This is a genomic window from Vibrio sp. 10N.286.49.E11 (assembly GCF_041469505.1).
GTDB classification, from domain to species: Bacteria; Pseudomonadota; Gammaproteobacteria; order Enterobacterales; family Vibrionaceae; genus Vibrio; species Vibrio crassostreae_C.
Genome location: NZ_JBFRKQ010000004.1, coordinates 75,577 through 92,429, shown reverse-complemented (window position 1 = coordinate 92,429; position 16,853 = coordinate 75,577). Strand labels below are relative to the sequence as shown.

The 16,853-nt window shown below is 45.0% G+C and carries 12 protein-coding genes and 1 pseudogene; 7 read left to right on the top strand and 6 right to left on the bottom strand.

Annotation, left to right across the window (positions count from 1 at the left end):
- Positions 1-6 precede the first annotated feature (6 nt).
- From AB4167_RS01040 to AB4167_RS01020, 5 genes are read left to right on the top strand one after another with little or no spacing between them, the layout of a single operon-like run.
- Complete coding sequence (locus tag AB4167_RS01040) at positions 7-933, top strand: DUF58 domain-containing protein (protein ID WP_372135989.1); 927 nt, start codon at positions 7-9, stop codon at positions 931-933.
- Positions 930-1,415, top strand: coding sequence for a DUF4381 domain-containing protein (locus tag AB4167_RS01035; RefSeq protein ID WP_372135988.1), 486 nt, complete (start codon positions 930-932; stop codon positions 1,413-1,415). The genes AB4167_RS01040 and AB4167_RS01035 overlap by 4 nt, the downstream gene beginning before the upstream one ends.
- Positions 1,408-2,415 (top strand): VWA domain-containing protein, encoded by a 1,008-nt coding sequence (locus AB4167_RS01030; RefSeq protein WP_017060042.1) that lies wholly within the window; start codon positions 1,408-1,410, stop codon positions 2,413-2,415. The genes AB4167_RS01035 and AB4167_RS01030 overlap by 8 nt, the downstream gene beginning before the upstream one ends.
- Positions 2,408-4,300 carry a VWA domain-containing protein gene (locus AB4167_RS01025; RefSeq protein WP_372135987.1) on the top strand — a complete coding sequence of 631 codons (1,893 nt, stop codon included), beginning with the start codon at positions 2,408-2,410 and terminating at the stop codon, positions 4,298-4,300. The genes AB4167_RS01030 and AB4167_RS01025 overlap by 8 nt, the downstream gene beginning before the upstream one ends.
- 2 nt (positions 4,301-4,302) lie before the next feature.
- On the top strand, positions 4,303-5,982 hold the full coding sequence (locus AB4167_RS01020; RefSeq protein WP_372135986.1) for a BatD family protein: 1,680 nt from the start codon (positions 4,303-4,305) through the stop codon (positions 5,980-5,982).
- A 69-nt stretch (positions 5,983-6,051) separates the two neighbouring features.
- Here the strand turns inward: AB4167_RS01020 and AB4167_RS01015 are convergent, their stop codons facing one another.
- The 5 genes from AB4167_RS01015 to AB4167_RS00995 form a co-directional block, all read right to left on the bottom strand.
- A complete protein-coding gene (locus AB4167_RS01015; protein ID WP_017064257.1) occupies positions 6,052-8,196 on the bottom strand; it encodes a GGDEF domain-containing protein in 2,145 nt (714 codons plus the stop codon).
- Between the two features lie 336 nt (positions 8,197-8,532).
- Positions 8,533-9,282: a phosphate ABC transporter ATP-binding protein PstB gene (pstB, locus tag AB4167_RS01010; protein ID WP_004737715.1), complete on the bottom strand. Its 750-nt coding sequence runs from the start codon at positions 9,280-9,282 to the stop codon at positions 8,533-8,535.
- 90 nt (positions 9,283-9,372) lie between these two features.
- Positions 9,373-10,236 (bottom strand): phosphate ABC transporter permease PstA, encoded by an 864-nt coding sequence (gene pstA, locus AB4167_RS01005; RefSeq protein WP_017064256.1) that lies wholly within the window; start codon positions 10,234-10,236, stop codon positions 9,373-9,375.
- Between the two features lie 15 nt (positions 10,237-10,251).
- Positions 10,252-11,181, bottom strand: a complete 930-nt coding sequence (pstC, locus tag AB4167_RS01000) for a phosphate ABC transporter permease subunit PstC (RefSeq protein ID WP_017064255.1) — start codon at positions 11,179-11,181, stop codon at positions 10,252-10,254.
- A 111-nt stretch (positions 11,182-11,292) separates the two neighbouring features.
- The gene (locus AB4167_RS00995; RefSeq protein WP_017064254.1) at positions 11,293-12,114 is read right to left on the bottom strand and encodes a phosphate ABC transporter substrate-binding protein; all 822 of its coding nucleotides are present in this window, start codon (positions 12,112-12,114) and stop codon (positions 11,293-11,295) included.
- 480 nt (positions 12,115-12,594) lie between these two features.
- On the opposite strand from AB4167_RS00995, the pseudogene AB4167_RS00990 reads away from it, so the two are divergent.
- Positions 12,595-14,174, top strand: a pseudogene (locus tag AB4167_RS00990) (methyl-accepting chemotaxis protein).
- 107 nt (positions 14,175-14,281) lie between these two features.
- On the opposite strand, the gene AB4167_RS00985 reads toward AB4167_RS00990, so the two are convergent.
- On the bottom strand, positions 14,282-15,127 hold the full coding sequence (locus AB4167_RS00985; protein WP_372135985.1) for a lipase secretion chaperone: 846 nt from the start codon (positions 15,125-15,127) through the stop codon (positions 14,282-14,284).
- Positions 15,128-15,542: 415 nt separating this feature from the next.
- Between AB4167_RS00985 and AB4167_RS00980 the strand changes: the two genes are divergently transcribed.
- Positions 15,543-16,790: an SGNH/GDSL hydrolase family protein gene (locus tag AB4167_RS00980; protein ID WP_372136015.1), complete on the top strand. Its 1,248-nt coding sequence runs from the start codon at positions 15,543-15,545 to the stop codon at positions 16,788-16,790.
- Positions 16,791-16,853: the final 63 nt, after the last annotated feature.

The window sequence follows — 16,853 nt, the reverse complement described above, 5'->3', positions numbered from 1 at the left end:
ACGCGCATGAATAATCAACTACCCAACCATAGTGACGGCGTCACGTTAAATCTGGATGAGCTGCTGCAATACAAAGCGCAGTCTGTTCGCTGGTTGCCTCCCGCCAAGAGCCTTTGGTCACAGCTGAACGGCCAACACGAGAGCAACCGTAAAGGTCGCGGGATGAATTTCTCTGAAGTTCGTCAATATCAAGCGGGAGATGACATTCGCAGCATTGATTGGCGTGTAACAGCCAGAACGGGCAAAGCGCATACCAAACTTTTCTCTGAAGAACGAGAACAGCCTGTCATTTTATTCTTGGATCTATCAAGCAGTATGATTTTCGGCTCAACCTTGTTGCTGAAATCGGTTCAACTTGCACACTTTGCTAGCCAACTGTGCTGGCTTACTGTGGCTCAAAAAGATCGAATTGGCGCGGTGATCGATACTGGCCAAGAGGTCATTGAGATTAAGCCAAGTGCAAGCAACCATGCTCCACTGCGTATTTTGCAAAAAGTCATAGAAATCAATAATGCAGCGCTGACTCATCACGACAATCATAATGACACAACCTTAGAGCATGGGCTGAAATCTCTGCACCAGCTTTGCCCTAAAGGAAGCGATATTATTATGCTCAGTGATTTTGTGCGCTACCAAGAAAGTGACTACTCACTTATCAGTCAAATTCGCCGACACAACAGAGTACGTCTGGTGCATTTCTACGACCCGCTAGAGCAAGGTGAAACCACCTATAAAGGCTCTAAACAGGTCACCGATGGCAGCAAAACTCAATGGTTTAATTTCTCTTCTAATAAAGAAAAGCAAAAGCTTAACCATGCTTTTTCGCTTAAGAAACAGCAGCTGCAACAGATGGGGTTATCTCTCGCGATACCTTATAGCTCGCTGTCGAGTGCGCAGTCACTCATGAGCCAGATATCAGGAGCTCAGTCATGAAACAGCCCTTAGATTTAAGTCCGGTGATTGCGCCAGACGCCCCGACTTGGTGGCCTTTGGCGTGGGGTTGGTGGGCAGTCATTATCACAGCCATTTTCCTGATTGCCTTGGTGTTTTTCATTCTAAAACGTAGAAAAAACAATCAACAGGCGAAACAAGAAGCGCTGTCTTACTTTAGTAATAGTCAGTCCCAAGATGACTTGTCTCCGAGCGCAGCTCAAGACATCGTTCGTCAGGCTGCACTGAGCTATTTCCCTCGTGAAAAAATTGCAGGTTTGTCTGGTGATGATTGGTTGAAGTTCTTAGATGCGCAATTGGCGAAGCCGTTATTTGTAGCAAAACAATCCCAGTGGCAACAAGCGCTCTATCAAGATGTAGCCCTTATGAATGACGAACAGAAAAAGGCTCAACAACAATTAGTTAATGATTGCGAAACTTGGCTTCGTAAAGCCCTTCCTCCTAAGCGAGGTCGTTATGAGTGATTTTCTAAGCCCTATGTTTCTAAGCGGGGACTTGCTAAACATCGAGTTCGTTTGGTGGTGGATGTTCTTCATCGCGCCACTGCCGTTGCTCGTTTACTTGTTCTCACCAAAGTCAGAATCAAGCCATGTCCTAAGACTTCCATTTCTGCCAGAAGACAGTAATACCAAAACACCGAGCAGTCGCTTACCAAAGGCGTTGTCCGTGATTATCTGGCTTCTGCTGGTTACGGCGAGCGCGCGCCCTGTATGGTATGGCGAACCGGTAGAGTTTCAACCGAAACATCGTGATTTGATGTTGGTTGTCGACCTCTCCTACTCGATGAGCCAAGAAGACATGCAGTTCAATGGCGAATACATCGACCGCTTGTCGGCGGTGAAACGCGTATTGAGTGACTTTATTGAGCGACGAAAAGGCGACCGAGTTGGACTGGTGTTATTTGCTGATCACGCCTACTTGCAGACCCCGCTTACGCTAGATAGAGATACGCTTTCACAACAGCTCAATCAAGCGGTGTTAAAGCTGATTGGTACTCAAACAGCGATTGGTGATGGTATTGGTCTTGCCACCAAAACCTTTGTCGATAGCGATGCGCCCCAACGTGTAATGATTCTACTCAGCGACGGCAGTAATACCGCCGGGGTATTAGACCCATTAGAAGCGGCGGATATTGCAAAGAAATACGACGCAACGATTTACACCGTGGGTGTCGGTGCAGGCGAGATGATGGTCAAAGAGTTCTTCATGACGCGCAAAGTCAATACTGCTCAAGACTTGGATGAACGTACACTAATAGAAATTGCCAAACGCACCGGCGGTCAGTACTTCCGAGCGCGTGACAGCAAAGAGTTAGCGACGATTTACGACACCATTAACCAGTTAGAGCCCGTGACGAACGCCACTAAGATCTGGCGACCGCAACAAGAGTGGTTTGTATGGCCACTGTCGGCGGCAATGTTCTTCGCATTTATGCTGTTAGCCATTAGGAGAAACAATGTCTAACTTTACTTTTATCTACCCATATTGGTTCTTGGCGCTTGCCGTGCTGCCCGCTATTTGGTGGCTGAGCAAGACACAGTCCAAACAAGGATTACTCGCGTCACACATCGCCCGTTACTTGGCGCCAGAATCAAGCAAGCCATCGAAAAATCGCAGTACTTACTTCGGTATTTGGTGGCTGGTCGGCGTTATTGCGTTAGCTGGGCCAAGCTTCGAGAAAAACGAACAACCAAGCTTTGAAAAAACGCAGGCACGAGTTGTGATCATGGACATGTCGATGTCAATGTATGCCACCGATATTAAGCCGAATCGCTTAACTCAAGCGCGATACAAGGCTCTTGATCTGCTTTCATTATGGAAGGAAGGGCTAACAGGCATGGTGGCGTATGCTGGGGATGCTTACACCATTAGCCCGCTAACGTCAGACATCAACACCATCAAAAACCTAGTGCCTAACCTATCGCCAGATATCATGCCTTATCAAGGTGGTGATGCCGCATCAGCCGTTAAGCTTGCGATTGATATGATGACTCGCGCGAAGATCTACCAAGGTGATTTGGTATTGATTGCTGATGACATCGATGACCAAGAGAAGAAGCAGATCGACTCCCTACTCTCTGGCAACGATTGGACATTGTCGATTCTAGCTGTAGGGAGTGAAAACGGTGCGCCAATCTCGTTACCTACGGGGTCGATGCTGCAAAGCGACTCAGGACAAACCGTGGTGGCAAGAACCAACTTGAAGAACATGCGCAAGCTTACACGCCGCTATGGTGGCACGTTCACTGAAGTTCAATTTGATAACTCAGATGTTGAACACATCGCGAGCTACCTCGACCGCGTTGCAACAACATCGGAAGTAACCAAGACCAAGAACTCACTCAACACCAGAGTGAACAACGGTTTCTGGTTACTGCCTTTGCTATTACTTCCGGCACTTGGATTATTCAGGAAAGGGGTTATTTGGTGTGCCTTAGCTGGAGTTATCTCTTTTAGCCAACCAAATACTGCGTTTGCGAACCCGTGGAAAACCAATGATCAAGTAGGCTATCAGCTGTATCAGGACGAGGACTTCCAACAAGCTGCTGAACAGTTCACCCAACAAGAGTGGAAAGGCATTGCTCAATACAAAGCCGGTGATTTCGAAGCCGCAGAGCAGACGCTGCAAGAGCTTTCTAGTGAAGATGCTCGCTACAACCTTGCTAACGCTCAAGCCCAACAAGGTAAGTACGACCAAGCGATCCAAGAGTATCAACGTATTCTTGAAAGCAACCCTGAACATGCTTATGCGAAGAAGAACCTAGAGATTGTCGAACAGGCTCAGAAGCAACAGCAACAGCAACAGCAACAGCAACAGCAACAGCAAGGCGATTCTGACTCCAAAGACCAGAATGACCAAAATCAGCAAGGTCAGCAAGGTCAGCAAGGTCAGCAAGGTCAGCAAAATGATTCTTCGCAAAGCTCTCAGGATCAACAACAAAGCTCCAGTGGCAAGTCGCAAGATCAAAGCAGTAACCAAGATCAACGCGGTAGCCAAGACCAAAACTCATCTCAAGGCCAACCTGAAAATCACTCTGACTCTGAAAAGTCTAAACAAGACGACAAGCAAGCCACGCAACAAAGTAACAGTGATCAGCCGAAACAGAGTGACCAAGAAGGCGCTACACCTCAAAGTGCTAGCGCACAACAAGCTTCAAAAGAAGATGGTGAGCAAAGTAGTCAGCAAGCTGTAGCACAAACCTCAGATCAACCTCTGTCGAGCGACCCTGACATGCGAAAACTTGAGCAAGTAGAAAGCGCCCGTGACCCGAGCCAACTGCTTAAAGCGCAAATGATTTTACAAGCACGACAAAAAAGTGCTCCTAACAACCAGAACAAAAAGTGGTAACCATGCGATTTTTAAACAAGCCATTTTTATCCGTACTCCTAACATTGTTGTTGGGAGCTTTCTCGTCCTTCTCAGTATTGGCTGCAAACGCCGTGGCGAGCGTTTCACATAACAGTGTCACCAAAGATGAAGTGTTCCTTCTTAGAGTTGCAACCGATGAAAAGGTCTCCTCTGATGCTCTAGATCTAACAGCGCTCCAGCAGGATTTCTATGTTGGCACACCAAACTTTGGGTCTTCGATGCGAATCGTCAATGGCAGCCGTTCGGTATCAAGTGAATGGAACATTAGCCTTGCTCCACTGCGTTTGGGTAAGTTGCAAATCCCGAGTTTTGATATTGAAGGGGCAAAAACCAAGCCTATCACCATCAATGTTGCAATTAACAAAGCCGCTCCAACTCAACATGATATGGCAGAGTTCCAGCTTAATCTCAGCAAGAACTCGCTGTACCCAGAAGAAGTGGCTGAGCTTGATGTAAAACTCATCATCAAAGCTGACCCAAGAAGGCTGCAAGATCCTAAAATAGCGCCACCGAGCTCGCCGGGCTTAGATGTGGAACCTATTGGTGAATCGAAGCAATTTCAAGATGTTCTCAATGGACAAGAGGTGACGGTAGTTCAACAGTCTTTCCGTATCTCTTCACAAAAGGCCGGACAGTTTAAGCTGAATGGACCGAAGCTGAATGGAGCCGTTGTTTACTCAACCAACAACTCCAGTACAACGCGTCTGTTCCAGCTCGACACACCTGTTGAAACCTTAGATGTAACCGTGAAGGACGTACCAAAAGGCTACCAAGGTGAGTGGTTACCAACATCAAACTTCAAACTGATTCAACAATGGTCAGATAGCCAAGGCAATCAACTGGGAAATAGTAATGGTTTAGAAGGCGACAACCCATCCATTGAAATGGAAGCGGGTGATTCGTTAACTCGTACCATCACGATGACGGCTAGCAACTTAACGCAACACCAACTGCCAAAACTGAATATCACCTACCCTAATTCGGTACGTGTTTATGAAGAGAAGCCGCAATTTGGCACAACTCAGTCAGGTGATGCTGTCGTTGTTTACAAGCAAGTATTGATTCCGAAAGAGGCTGGAAATATCTCGCTTCCTGATGTGTCTCAAGCTTGGTTTAACACCGATTTGCAATCAGAACAAACCAGCAAAGCGCAAGGGCTAGAGTTAGCGGTAAAAGCAAGTGATCGCGCAGCGTCAAGCACTCCACCAGTGACTGCTACGCCCGCCCAACAAGTAAGCCCGACGGTTGTTACTGTGGATAGCCCTGGGATCTGGCCTTATCTCACCGCTCTGTTTGCTGTTTTATGGTTAATCAGCTCAGCCATGGCTTTCTATTTCTGGTCACGACGTGGTGCAGCAGTAAAACCTAAGCGCCCAGTTCAACATCAATCAGATACGGCAGACGCGCTTATTGAAGCTCTAAGAACGAAAGATGGCGTGATGACCAGAACCTTATTTGAGCAATGGAAATATGAAAATACAGATCTAAGTGATGAGACGTTACAAACCGTTGAAGCCGAACTCACCAAGCTAAACCAAAGCCTTTATGGTGAAGCCGGTTCACCAGCCCAAACATGGAGCCCTGAGCTGGCAATCAAAACGGTGAAGAAGCCCAAGAGAGTTGCGAGTAAAAAGCATAATAGTTCGCTAGAAAATCTTTAGTCGACGCTGTTCATCAAGAACAGTAAAACACAAAGGCCGTTGATCATCTTGAGATCAACGGCCTTTATTTTAAGAAAGAGAGGCTGTGACTTTTTTACGTTTTAAGGCAGAAACAATTCGATTTCGCCCCGAGTCTTTGGCTTGATACAAGGCTTTATCTGCCTTGCCATACAACAAATCAAAATCGAACTGATGCTGGTCAGACGTTATCGAGGCATAGCCAACGGATGCCGTTAAATATGGGCTGGTACTACTTTCACAATGTAGGATTTTTGCCTCTTCAATGCATTTTCTAATCGACTCTGCACGTTGCTTTGTCTCTGAGTGATTCGTGCCAATCATCAACAACATAAACTCCTCTCCGCCAATCCGGCAGAAGGTTTCTTTATCATTGTGAACATGGGCATTCAGTATCTCACCTACCGTCCTCAGAGCCGCATCCCCTTCAGTATGACCATAGACACTGTTGTACAAACCAAAGTGGTCGAGGTCGACAAGAATCAAGCCAAATGTAATTTCGTTCTGTAAGGCAAAGGCACCTTGATCGTCACCGTTCAAGTCTTCTAGAACCTGCGACAACATACGGCGGTTTCCAAGGCGCGTAAGAGGATCTAGCTTAGAAATGATATCCAATTGCTCATTCGCCAACTCTAGCTCTTGGGTACGCTTACTGACTTCTTGCTCCAATGTTTCATTGAGCTTTTTCAGTTCTTCTTGAGCCATGGTTCTTTGCAGCACCTCAGCAAGGCTCGAAGCAAAGATACGTATTACCTCACGAAGCTGGGAGGTTAAAGGACTGCGAGTTAATAGGTTATCAGCAGCGATAAACGCAATCGGCTCACCCGTATTGGTGGTGAGCATGGTCATTGCCGTCCAACCGACTCCCACAATATTGAAATCGTGATAGATAGGCACCGATTCTTCAAAGGCAACTTGATTAGGGCAAGCACGAGCTGCGGCTACAATGTCACGTTCCACCAGCTCAGAGCGATAATAGGACTCATCGACAATATCGCCTTTGATGTCAGTGCCCCAAGTACCTTGCATGTAACTGCACTTTTTGTCTGTTAGGAAAACAGCCAGTCGATCGATACCTAGATGTTGAATCGCAAAACTAACCGCGGACTTACAGACTTCACTGACGCTATCGCATCGAGACAGCTCAACCATACTCGAGTGCAACATACGTATGTTCTGCTCTTGGCGCTTGCGAATATAGATTTGAGAAAGCAAAGAGCCAAAAGACTCAAGCATCTGCTTTTGATAGTTAGTAATCGGTGAGCGATGAATGTAGTTATCCATGGCGATCCAGCCGACAGGTTTGTCGCCTTCACGCAAGATAAGCATGCCATTCCACCCCTGCCCGACCACCTTACCTTCTGTATACAGGGGCGCATTATCGATGATGACTAGATTAGTATGGTTATCAGACAGCGCTTCAATGTATTCCGCTTCAAGTTGGTGCAAATCGTATTGAGTGTGGTGTTCACTGTTGGTTTTACCCGCTTCGTCAGTGCCATAAGTTCCGCTGAAACAACGCTTTTTCATATCAAGCAACATGAAGATCGCACGATCAAACCCTAACCTGTCTCGCACAGCCTCAACCGATGCTTTATACAAAGCATCGAGTGACTCAGGGTTAGAAAGCTCAAGCGCGACCTGATGAACCAGCTTCATGTTCTCTACAAACAGCTCACGTAACTTTATCTCATCTAAGTATTGAGCTTCACGTGTGTCTCTGTGTTTGATTTCTAGCGCCGCGTTCTTTTCGGCACGAATACATTGCCAACGGGCAGCCGCGAGCTGTAACACATCAAGATCTTGGTCAAAGGTTTGATTAACCTTCTCAGCATTGCAATTTTGAACAATTAAATAAGTTCTGGAGGCAGGTGCGTTGTCGAGCATCATGATAAACGACTCCCCACCAAGCACTTTCATGTGTTCCCACTTGCAGGTGTTGATAGCCATTGGCAAAACCCCGTCTGCGGTATCAAACTGTGAGACCCACGGCCAAAATGTAGAGGGGTAGCTCGCCAATGAGGTTAGGTCGCCATAAGAAAAAAGCGGTAATGCGTCGCTCTCCGGCGTCGGTTCAGCAAATATTCCTATCCCTTTTGGAGTAAGTACCTTAACCAGATAGTCAAAAAGAGACTCAGCCAACAGACGATGGTCGCGTGTCGCAGATATTTGTTTTGCAAAGGCTTTAACAGGCACAGCTTCCTTCCATTGGCGATTAAGAATAAAGCAAAAATACAGAAGGCTTGATATGCAATCAATGTAAGTAAAAATGAGATGTTAAGCGGGTCGCAGTTTCACCTTTAACATTATCACAAGCATGAGAAGGACGACAAAAATGGGATTCTCTGCCCAAAATCACATCGACATTGGGGATTTTTAAGACACATAAAAAAGCCCCACCTATAGTGGGGCAAAACTTCCATCGCTTATAGTTATAGTGATAATTCTGTTGTTCTATTCGATTATCTAACCTGCGTTTCAGTTAGTGTGTAAAGGTATCTAATCGCTTAAATACCACACGTAAATCGTCGATTAACCGAAGTCACCGTTTACGTAACCTTTAGTACGATCATCTTTTGGTTCACTGAAGATAACGCTGGTTTCGTTATGCTCTACAAGCTCTCCCATTAGGAAGAAAGCCGTGCGGTCTGAGATACGACGCGCTTGCTGCATTGAGTGCGTTACGATAACGATAGTGAAGTCTTTCTTCAGATCTTCCATCAATTCTTCAATCTTGTGTGTCGCGATTGGGTCTAGAGCCGATGTTGGTTCATCCATCAGGATTACATCTGGTTCCATTGCAATGGTACGTGCGATACATAGACGCTGTTGTTGACCACCAGACAGACCAAATGCATGCGCTTTAAGACGGTCTTTTACTTCATCCCACAGTGCAGCACTGCGTAGCGAGCGCTCAACCACTTCATCGATGTGTTTTTTGTCTTTGATACCTTGAGCACGTAGGCCGTATGCCACGTTCTCGTAGATGCTCATTGGGAACGGGTTTGGCTTTTGGAATACCATGCCTACGCGGATACGTAGGTCAGCGACATCGATATTACCGTAGATGTCAGTGCCATCCATATCCAGCTTACCCTTAATCGTAACGCCTTCAATTAGGTCATTCATGCGGTTCAAACAACGCAATAGTGTTGATTTACCACAGCCAGACGGGCCAATCAGAGCAGTAACCTGGCGAGTTGGAATTGGCAGGTTGATAGATTTAAGCGCTTGGTTGTCGCCGTAAAACAGATCTAGGTTCTCAATATCAAATTTATTCATGTTCGTAATCTCTAAATTCTTAAATTCGTGTCTAACTTGATGCTTTCTTTATCACGGGGGCTCGCTTTATTTATGAGCCAGCTAATGAGCTTAGTAAGTTGCCGTGTTGAAGCGTCTCGCAATCAGTTTTGTAACCATGTTGATCAAGAGAACCAGTACGATTAGGACTGTCGCCGTGCCGTAGGCTTGGTTCCACTCATCGATAGTAAATAGCTCTGTTGTCAGCTTATATAGGTGAACCGTTAGTGTACGGCCAGAATCGAATACCGACTCAGGAACACGTGCCACCATACCTGCTGTTAAAAATACAGGTGCTGATTCGCCAATTACACGACCAATACTAAGAATGACCGAAGTTAAGATACCTGGCATTGCGCTTGGTAAGATCAAACGCCAGATAGTGTAGATTTTTGAAGCGCCAAGGCCGTATGAGCCTTCGCGGTAAGTTTGTGGCACTGCCATCAATGCTTCTTCTGTAGTACGAATGATTACAGGAAGAATCAGGATACTTAGCGTTAGTGCACCCGACAGAATCGAGAAGCCAAGACCAAGAATCGAAACAAAGAAGGTCATACCGAACAGACCAAAGATGATCGATGGGATACCAGCTAACGACTCAGTACAGAATCGAATCACTTTCACCAATCGGCTACCTACTTTCGCATATTCAGTTAAGTATATCGCCGTCATGATGCCCAGTGGCGCGGCTACCGCAATCGATGCGATTACCATGTAGATCGTGGCAATGATCATTGGGAAAATACCACGTTCTTCACCAGTACGAGTGTAATCGTCAGTGATGAAGTTCCAATCTACGTATTGCAGACCGTTCGATAGGATGTACCAAATAATCCAGAATAAGAAACCAACGGTTACAGCTGCAGCTGCCCAGATAAAACCTTTTAGGATGTTATCTTTGGTTTGACGTGCTTGTTTTAGTTTTACGCGATCCATATTACTTATCCTCGCCTACTTCGCTTTTTCACGGTTAAGATAAAGTAGAGCACCATTTAACATCATGATGAACACTAGAAGTACAACACCTGTTGCGTACAGTGCGTTAGCGTGAACGCCACTTGCGTAAGACATTTCAATTGCAATGTTTGCTGTTAGCGTACGAGCAGAGTCCAAAATGCCTTCTGGCATTGCTGGCGCGTTACCCATAACCATGATGATTGCCATCGTTTCGCCAAGTGCGCGGCCGATACCCAAAATCACACCAGTCATAATGCCTGAACGTGCAGCAGGAACGAGTAGCTTAAAAATCGTGTAGATTTTCGAAGCACCCAGTGCAAGTGAACCTTCTTTGTATGTACGAGGTACCGCACGAATCGAAGTTTCAGAAACCGTGATAACGGTAGGAAGAATCATGATACCCAGAACAATGATACCCGCCAGGATAGTGTTACCCGCTGGTACTTGGAAAACGTTTTGAATCATTGGAACGATAATTACTAGACCGAAGAAGCCGTAAACTACCGACGGGATACCCGCTAGAAGCTCAACTGCTGGTCGAATAATATCTGCAAGACGCTTTGGAGCAATCTCAGCAATAAAAATAGCGGTTAATACACCAACTGGCACACCAACAACTACAGCTCCAAGTGTCGAAACAATCGATGCAACAATCATGGTTGCAACACCGAATAGAGCTGGAGGTAACCAGTCAACACCCAGAACGATGCCAGAAACACCGGCCTCTTGGAATGCAGGGATACTCTCTGCAACGATAAAGTAAGCGATAACGGCTAGTGATACGATGCCGATTACAGCACTCGATAAGAACAAGCCGTGGAAGATTCTTTCTCTCCAGTCGATGCGCTTCTTAGCACGTAGACTTGGCTTGTTGATTTGAGTCGCTTCAGTATTCATAAGCTTTTCACTATTTGCGATGGTCATATATAAAATCTCAAACTTTGTGGCTCAATAAGAGCTCGAAATAAACAAAGTTGAAAGAAAAGGCTCAGCCTAAAGCAGGCTGAGCAATAATTAAGATTGAGTCAGTTAAGATTAGTTAACTGTGATGTAGCCTTTCTTACCAGCGATAGCTTGAGCTTCATCTGCAACCATCCAATCTAGGAATTGTTGAGTTTCAGCTGTTGGAGCGCCTGCTTTGTAAAGAACTAGGAATGGACGAGCAACTTTGTAAGAACCGTTCTTAACGTTGTCTACAGTCGCAGCAGCGCCGTCGATAGTTAGAGCTTGAACAGATTCGTCAACTGTACCTAGAGAGATAAAGCCGATAGCGTATGGGTTGCTTGCTACAGAAACTTTAAGTGCGCCGTTACCGTTTGCAACTTGTGCACGTTGAGAGATAGCCGATACTTTCTTATCGCCAATCTTCTTCTTAAGCTTCATGATGTCTTCGAATGCACCACGTGTACCTGATGCAGTATCACGAGTGATTGCTACGATTGGCTTGTCAGCACCGCCAACATCTTTCCAGTTAGTGATGTCGCCTTTGTAGATTGAAGTGATTTGCTCAGCAGTAAGAGCAGATACTTCGTTGTTCGGGTTAACAACAACTGCGATACCGTCACGAGCGATAACTAGCTCTTTCAGGTCAGCTGTTTTCTCTTCTTCTTTTAGGTCACGAGAAGAGATACCAAGGTCAGCACTTCCATTTTTTGCTGCTTTGATGCCTGCAGAAGAACCTGGTGCTTGAATTTCGATGAACACTGGTTCGCCTTTATTCATGTAGGTTTCTGCAAAAACTTCAACCAGTGGAGAAGCACTGTTAGAGCCAACTACAGAGATAGTTTCTTTAGCTGAAGCTGTATTCACTGTTAGAGCGCCTAGTAGTGCGATTGCACCGATAACTGTCTTTTTCATCACAAATTTCCTTTAGTGGCGTTATTGCCGTAATGTTTTGCTTGAACGAGGCCTACTTTAGAATCCGAATGTGACAGTTGTGTTTCACTTAATTGAAGCCTATATGACAACTACAAATTAATGGCTAATTTCTCTCCTACTCGATGAATTGATAGTCGCGCCCCCATCAGATGCAGTTAGTGAATGCAGGTCTCACCATCGTTTGAGCACCAAAAAGCTAGATTTCCTTCCCTATTTATATCGAATACTAACCAATATATTTCTCTATTTATCAATCAATTAGCCCTAACACGATGGATAAAAAGATCCACCTTTATCGCCATTTAGAACAATAAACAACCATCTATATCAAATACCTATCGCATATAACGAAATCAAAGCCTTTACTGATTGAATTGTCAGTCTCATTAGTTAGAATCGCCAACTAATTCTAATAATAATAATTCTCATCTTTTTATTTTATTCAAAGAAGGACATTACATGCGCCAACTTCTCAGTGGCTTATCAATCAAAATACAAATTCTTATACCCGTACTATTTTCCGTTGTCTTACTTTTAGCCGGTGTCATTATCGGTGGTGAAAAACTAGAAAGTGCATTCAAAGATGTGTCAGTAGCAACCGACCAGTTAATCTTACATAAAGAAGAACTTAGCGAAATCGTCGACAACAGCTATGGCATGCGCATCAAAGCGATTTACAGTCTATTCAATGCTGATGACGTAAAAACATTGGTTGAAACACTAAACCAAAAACGCGATCAGAATACTCGCCTACTGAATTCATTAGACACAGTGCCAGGCATGCAAGATGAAGTGGCCGCGATGAACAAAGCGATGCATCACTATCTTCAGATTTTGAAAACCGCTACCAGATCGCAATCGACCAATACCGACATGCGGGTAATGAAATGGTGCAAGCGATCAATACTCTGTCTAAAAAGCTGAACTTGCTTGCCACTCAAGAGGTCGACATCAACGGCCAGCAACACGCTAGCACGCTGACTACTGCGACCATTGCACTGTTGGTGATCCTGTCTGTAGCTCTAATTATCAGTTGGACGCTGGCTGGTATCATTGTTAAGCCGATCAGCAACATTCAAGAAACGATGCGGGAAGTAGCAAAAGGTAACTTGTTAGTTAAAGCAGAAGAGTATGGCGACAACGAAATCTCACGCCTAGCGCAAGACGTAAACCAGTCTGTTGAACAGCTGCGTGACACGGTAAGCTCGCTGTCTCGAATCAGTATCGAAGTGGCTTCTGCGTCGACAGAGCTAGCGGCTGTAATGACACAGTCCAGCGTTAACTCAGACCAAGAAAAGCAAGAAGTAGAACAAGTTGCTTCTGCTGTAAACCAATTAGAAAGCACAGCAGCACACGTTAATGAGAACGCAGTACAAGCCGACTCAGCGTCTAAGCAAGCTGACGAAATGGCGACACACAGCATGAGCTTGTTTAATGAAAGCAACAAAGCTAACGAACAGATGGCGATTCAGCTAAGCGAAGCTGCAAATGTTGTGGGCACGCTAAAAGAGCACTCTGAACAGATTGGTAAAGTGATTGAGGTGATTCAAAGTATCTCTGAACAAACTAACCTGCTTGCGCTTAACGCAGCAATCGAAGCCGCTCGTGCAGGTGAAAGCGGTCGTGGTTTCGCAGTGGTTGCTGATGAAGTTCGAATGCTAGCGGCACGTACACAAGATTCAACCAAAGAGATCCAAAGCATCATTGAAGGTTTGCAGGTTCAATCCGGTAACGCGAATGAAAGCATGAGCAGCTCACTGGCTATGCTGGAACACAACCAAACTCTTGCAGGTGAAGTAAGCGCGGCGCTTTCAGGCATTGCTAACTCGGTAACGGACATGACTGAGATTAACACTCAGGTTGCCTCTGCCGCAGAAGAACAAAGCCAAGTAACCTCAGACATCAACCGTAACATCTCAAACATCTACAGCCTAGTAAGCCAAAACGTTACCGGCATTACTCAAGCCGCTGCAGCAAGCCACGAGCTTTCTAACCTAGCAGAACAACAGAAGCAGCAGTTGGATTACTTTAAGGTATAGGCTTCAAGGTACGAAGTTCAAGGCAAACAGATTCAGGCTGTATGCTCTTTAGAACTCGCCGATAAACAAAAAGCCAGCCATCATGGCTGGTTTTTCGCTTTTAGACACTACTGACGAGATTCAGCCGCTCGAATTCTTTCAATCGCTTCTACCCTTCTAAGCTGTTCTGGTAGGAAATGTTCAGTCCTAAGTTGCGCAATCTTCTCTTGTTGTTCGGTTTTTGATAGGAATGAATCTTTCAAGACATCATTTCGTTCTGCGAAGTAGACCTCTAACGAGTCTTCAAAGGCCGCTCTTTGTTTATCAAGTGCTTCAAGTCTCTGGGTTGCTTCTTCACCGACAAGTTCGCTTCTCTTTAAGTATTTACCCTGTTCATCGAGACCTTCAGAGCTAGAGAGCTGTTGGAGTAACACCTGATTCTGGTGACTCGACTGAACATAATCAGGTTGCTCAGATAGATAGGATTCGAGTCTTTGTTGGTATTCTTCATCCTCTAATCCCTCCTGTTTCAGAAGTAACTTTTCTAAGGCGATTTCTCTCATTCTGTTGTCGTGCGTAAACAGAATACTTATCTCGCTCTCACTGAAAAACTGAGCTTGGAGGTCAAGGAGCGCTTGATTGAGTGCACGTAGATCATCAGCGGAAATGGATGTGGTACCGAACTGCACGTCCAACGATGTCAGTGCCGACTTATACTCAAGATATTTGGCAAACAGTGCTTCATCAACCACGGTTGTTGATGCTTGTTCGTGGTGTTTCGCCACGTTGTCTCGAATATCTTCAAGGGTTAATTCTGCATTACCTGACACGAAATATTCCATCATGTCTTTTGCTGATGCGTTATCGATGTCGGTATCTTGCTGAGAGGTGACTTTCAATGAGGAGACGCGTTGTTCGTCGTCAGTATGTGTATCTTGATTATTTAGATATAAAACAGAAAGTAACGACTTCATATTTGTGATGGCGAACTTGAATTAAACAGGTGCGATGAACATCAGGCAAACAGAATCAGGAGAAAAACAAAAATATAAGCAATTGATTAAATTAACATTTAACTAAGGTTGATGAGATTGTTCTTTCAATATCCCGACTCAAATATCAATTCAACATTCTCAATAAACCAAAATTATTCGACAAATAACCGTTTGGAAACAGGTATTTTTCAACCAAAAACTCGTTGATAACTTGATGCTTATTCCATTAACGACACACCATAACCCTGAATATATTGACGCTAATTATTGGTTTTAGATATAGGTCGTACCAGTTATTTACTTATCCACTTATCCACTTATCAAGAAACAAGCAACAAGCAACAAGCAACAGCGTTTCTGTTTGGCTCATCTAAATATAAAAGAGAATACAGTGATGAAAAATACGGCTTTAATACTCACGTTAGCCCTGCCTTTTGCCGCTTATGCCGCTGAAGACTCAATACCAACACCTGAATCGATTACATCTGCACAAGTACTCAGTGCACAAGGCTCAGAGACCTATTCATATGTTAGATGTTGGTATCGAACCGATGCCTCTCATGATTCCCCAGCCACCGACTGGAAGTGGGCAAAGAAAGAGAGTGGTGATTACTACACGATCAACGGATATTGGTGGTCTTCTGTTTCTTTCAAAAACATGTTCTACAGTGATGCGCCTCAATCTGAAATCAAACAGCGTTGCGAACAGACGCTCGACATCCAACATGACGCCGCTGACATCACCTACTTTTCCGCAGATAATCGCTTCTCTTACAACCACTCCATCTGGACCAACGATAACGCGTTCCAGGCCAATAGCATCAATCGTATTGTCACCTTTGGTGATAGCCTGTCCGACACTGGTAATCTATTTAATGGCTCACAATGGTTTTTTCCGAACGCAGATTCGTGGTTTTTAGGGCACTTTTCGAATGGTTTAGTCTGGACGGAGTATTTAGCAAAAGCGAAAGATGTCCCTCTGTATAACTGGGCTGTGGGTGGCGCCGCAGGTACCAACCAATACGTGGCATTGACTGGTGTTTATGATCAAGTCACCTCTTATCTGACCTACATGAAAGTCGCCAAAAACTATCGTCCGGAAAACTCACTGTTTACTTTAGAGTTTGGCCTCAATGACTTCATGAATTACAACCGAGAAGTCGCCGATGTAAAGGCTGACTTTAGCAGCGCGCTGATCCGCTTAACAGAATCTGGTGCGAACAATATCCTGCTGTTCACCTTACCCGATGCAACCAAAGCCCCTCAATTCAAATACTCTACCGAACAAGAGATAATAAAAGTTCGTGGCAAGATCTTAGAATTCAACCAGTTCATCAAAGCTCAAGCCGAGTATTACCAAGGTATAGGGAAAAACGTGGTGTTGTTCGATGCAAGTGCGTTGTTCGCCAGCATTACCGATAACCCAGAACAACATGGCTTTCGAAACGCGAGTGATGCTTGTCTTAATATCAATCGAAGCTCAGCCGCGGACTACTTGCGAAGCCACAGCTTAACCAATGACTGTGCCACCTATGGTTCAGACAGTTATGTATTCTGGGGCGTGACGCACCCAACCACCGCCACACACAAATACATTGCCGACCACATCTTGGCGTATTCGTTCTCGACGTTCAATTTCTAACTAAATATCGAAAAGTAATGGCTGAGCTAAGGTCGAGATACAAAAAAACCGCCTAATATTGGC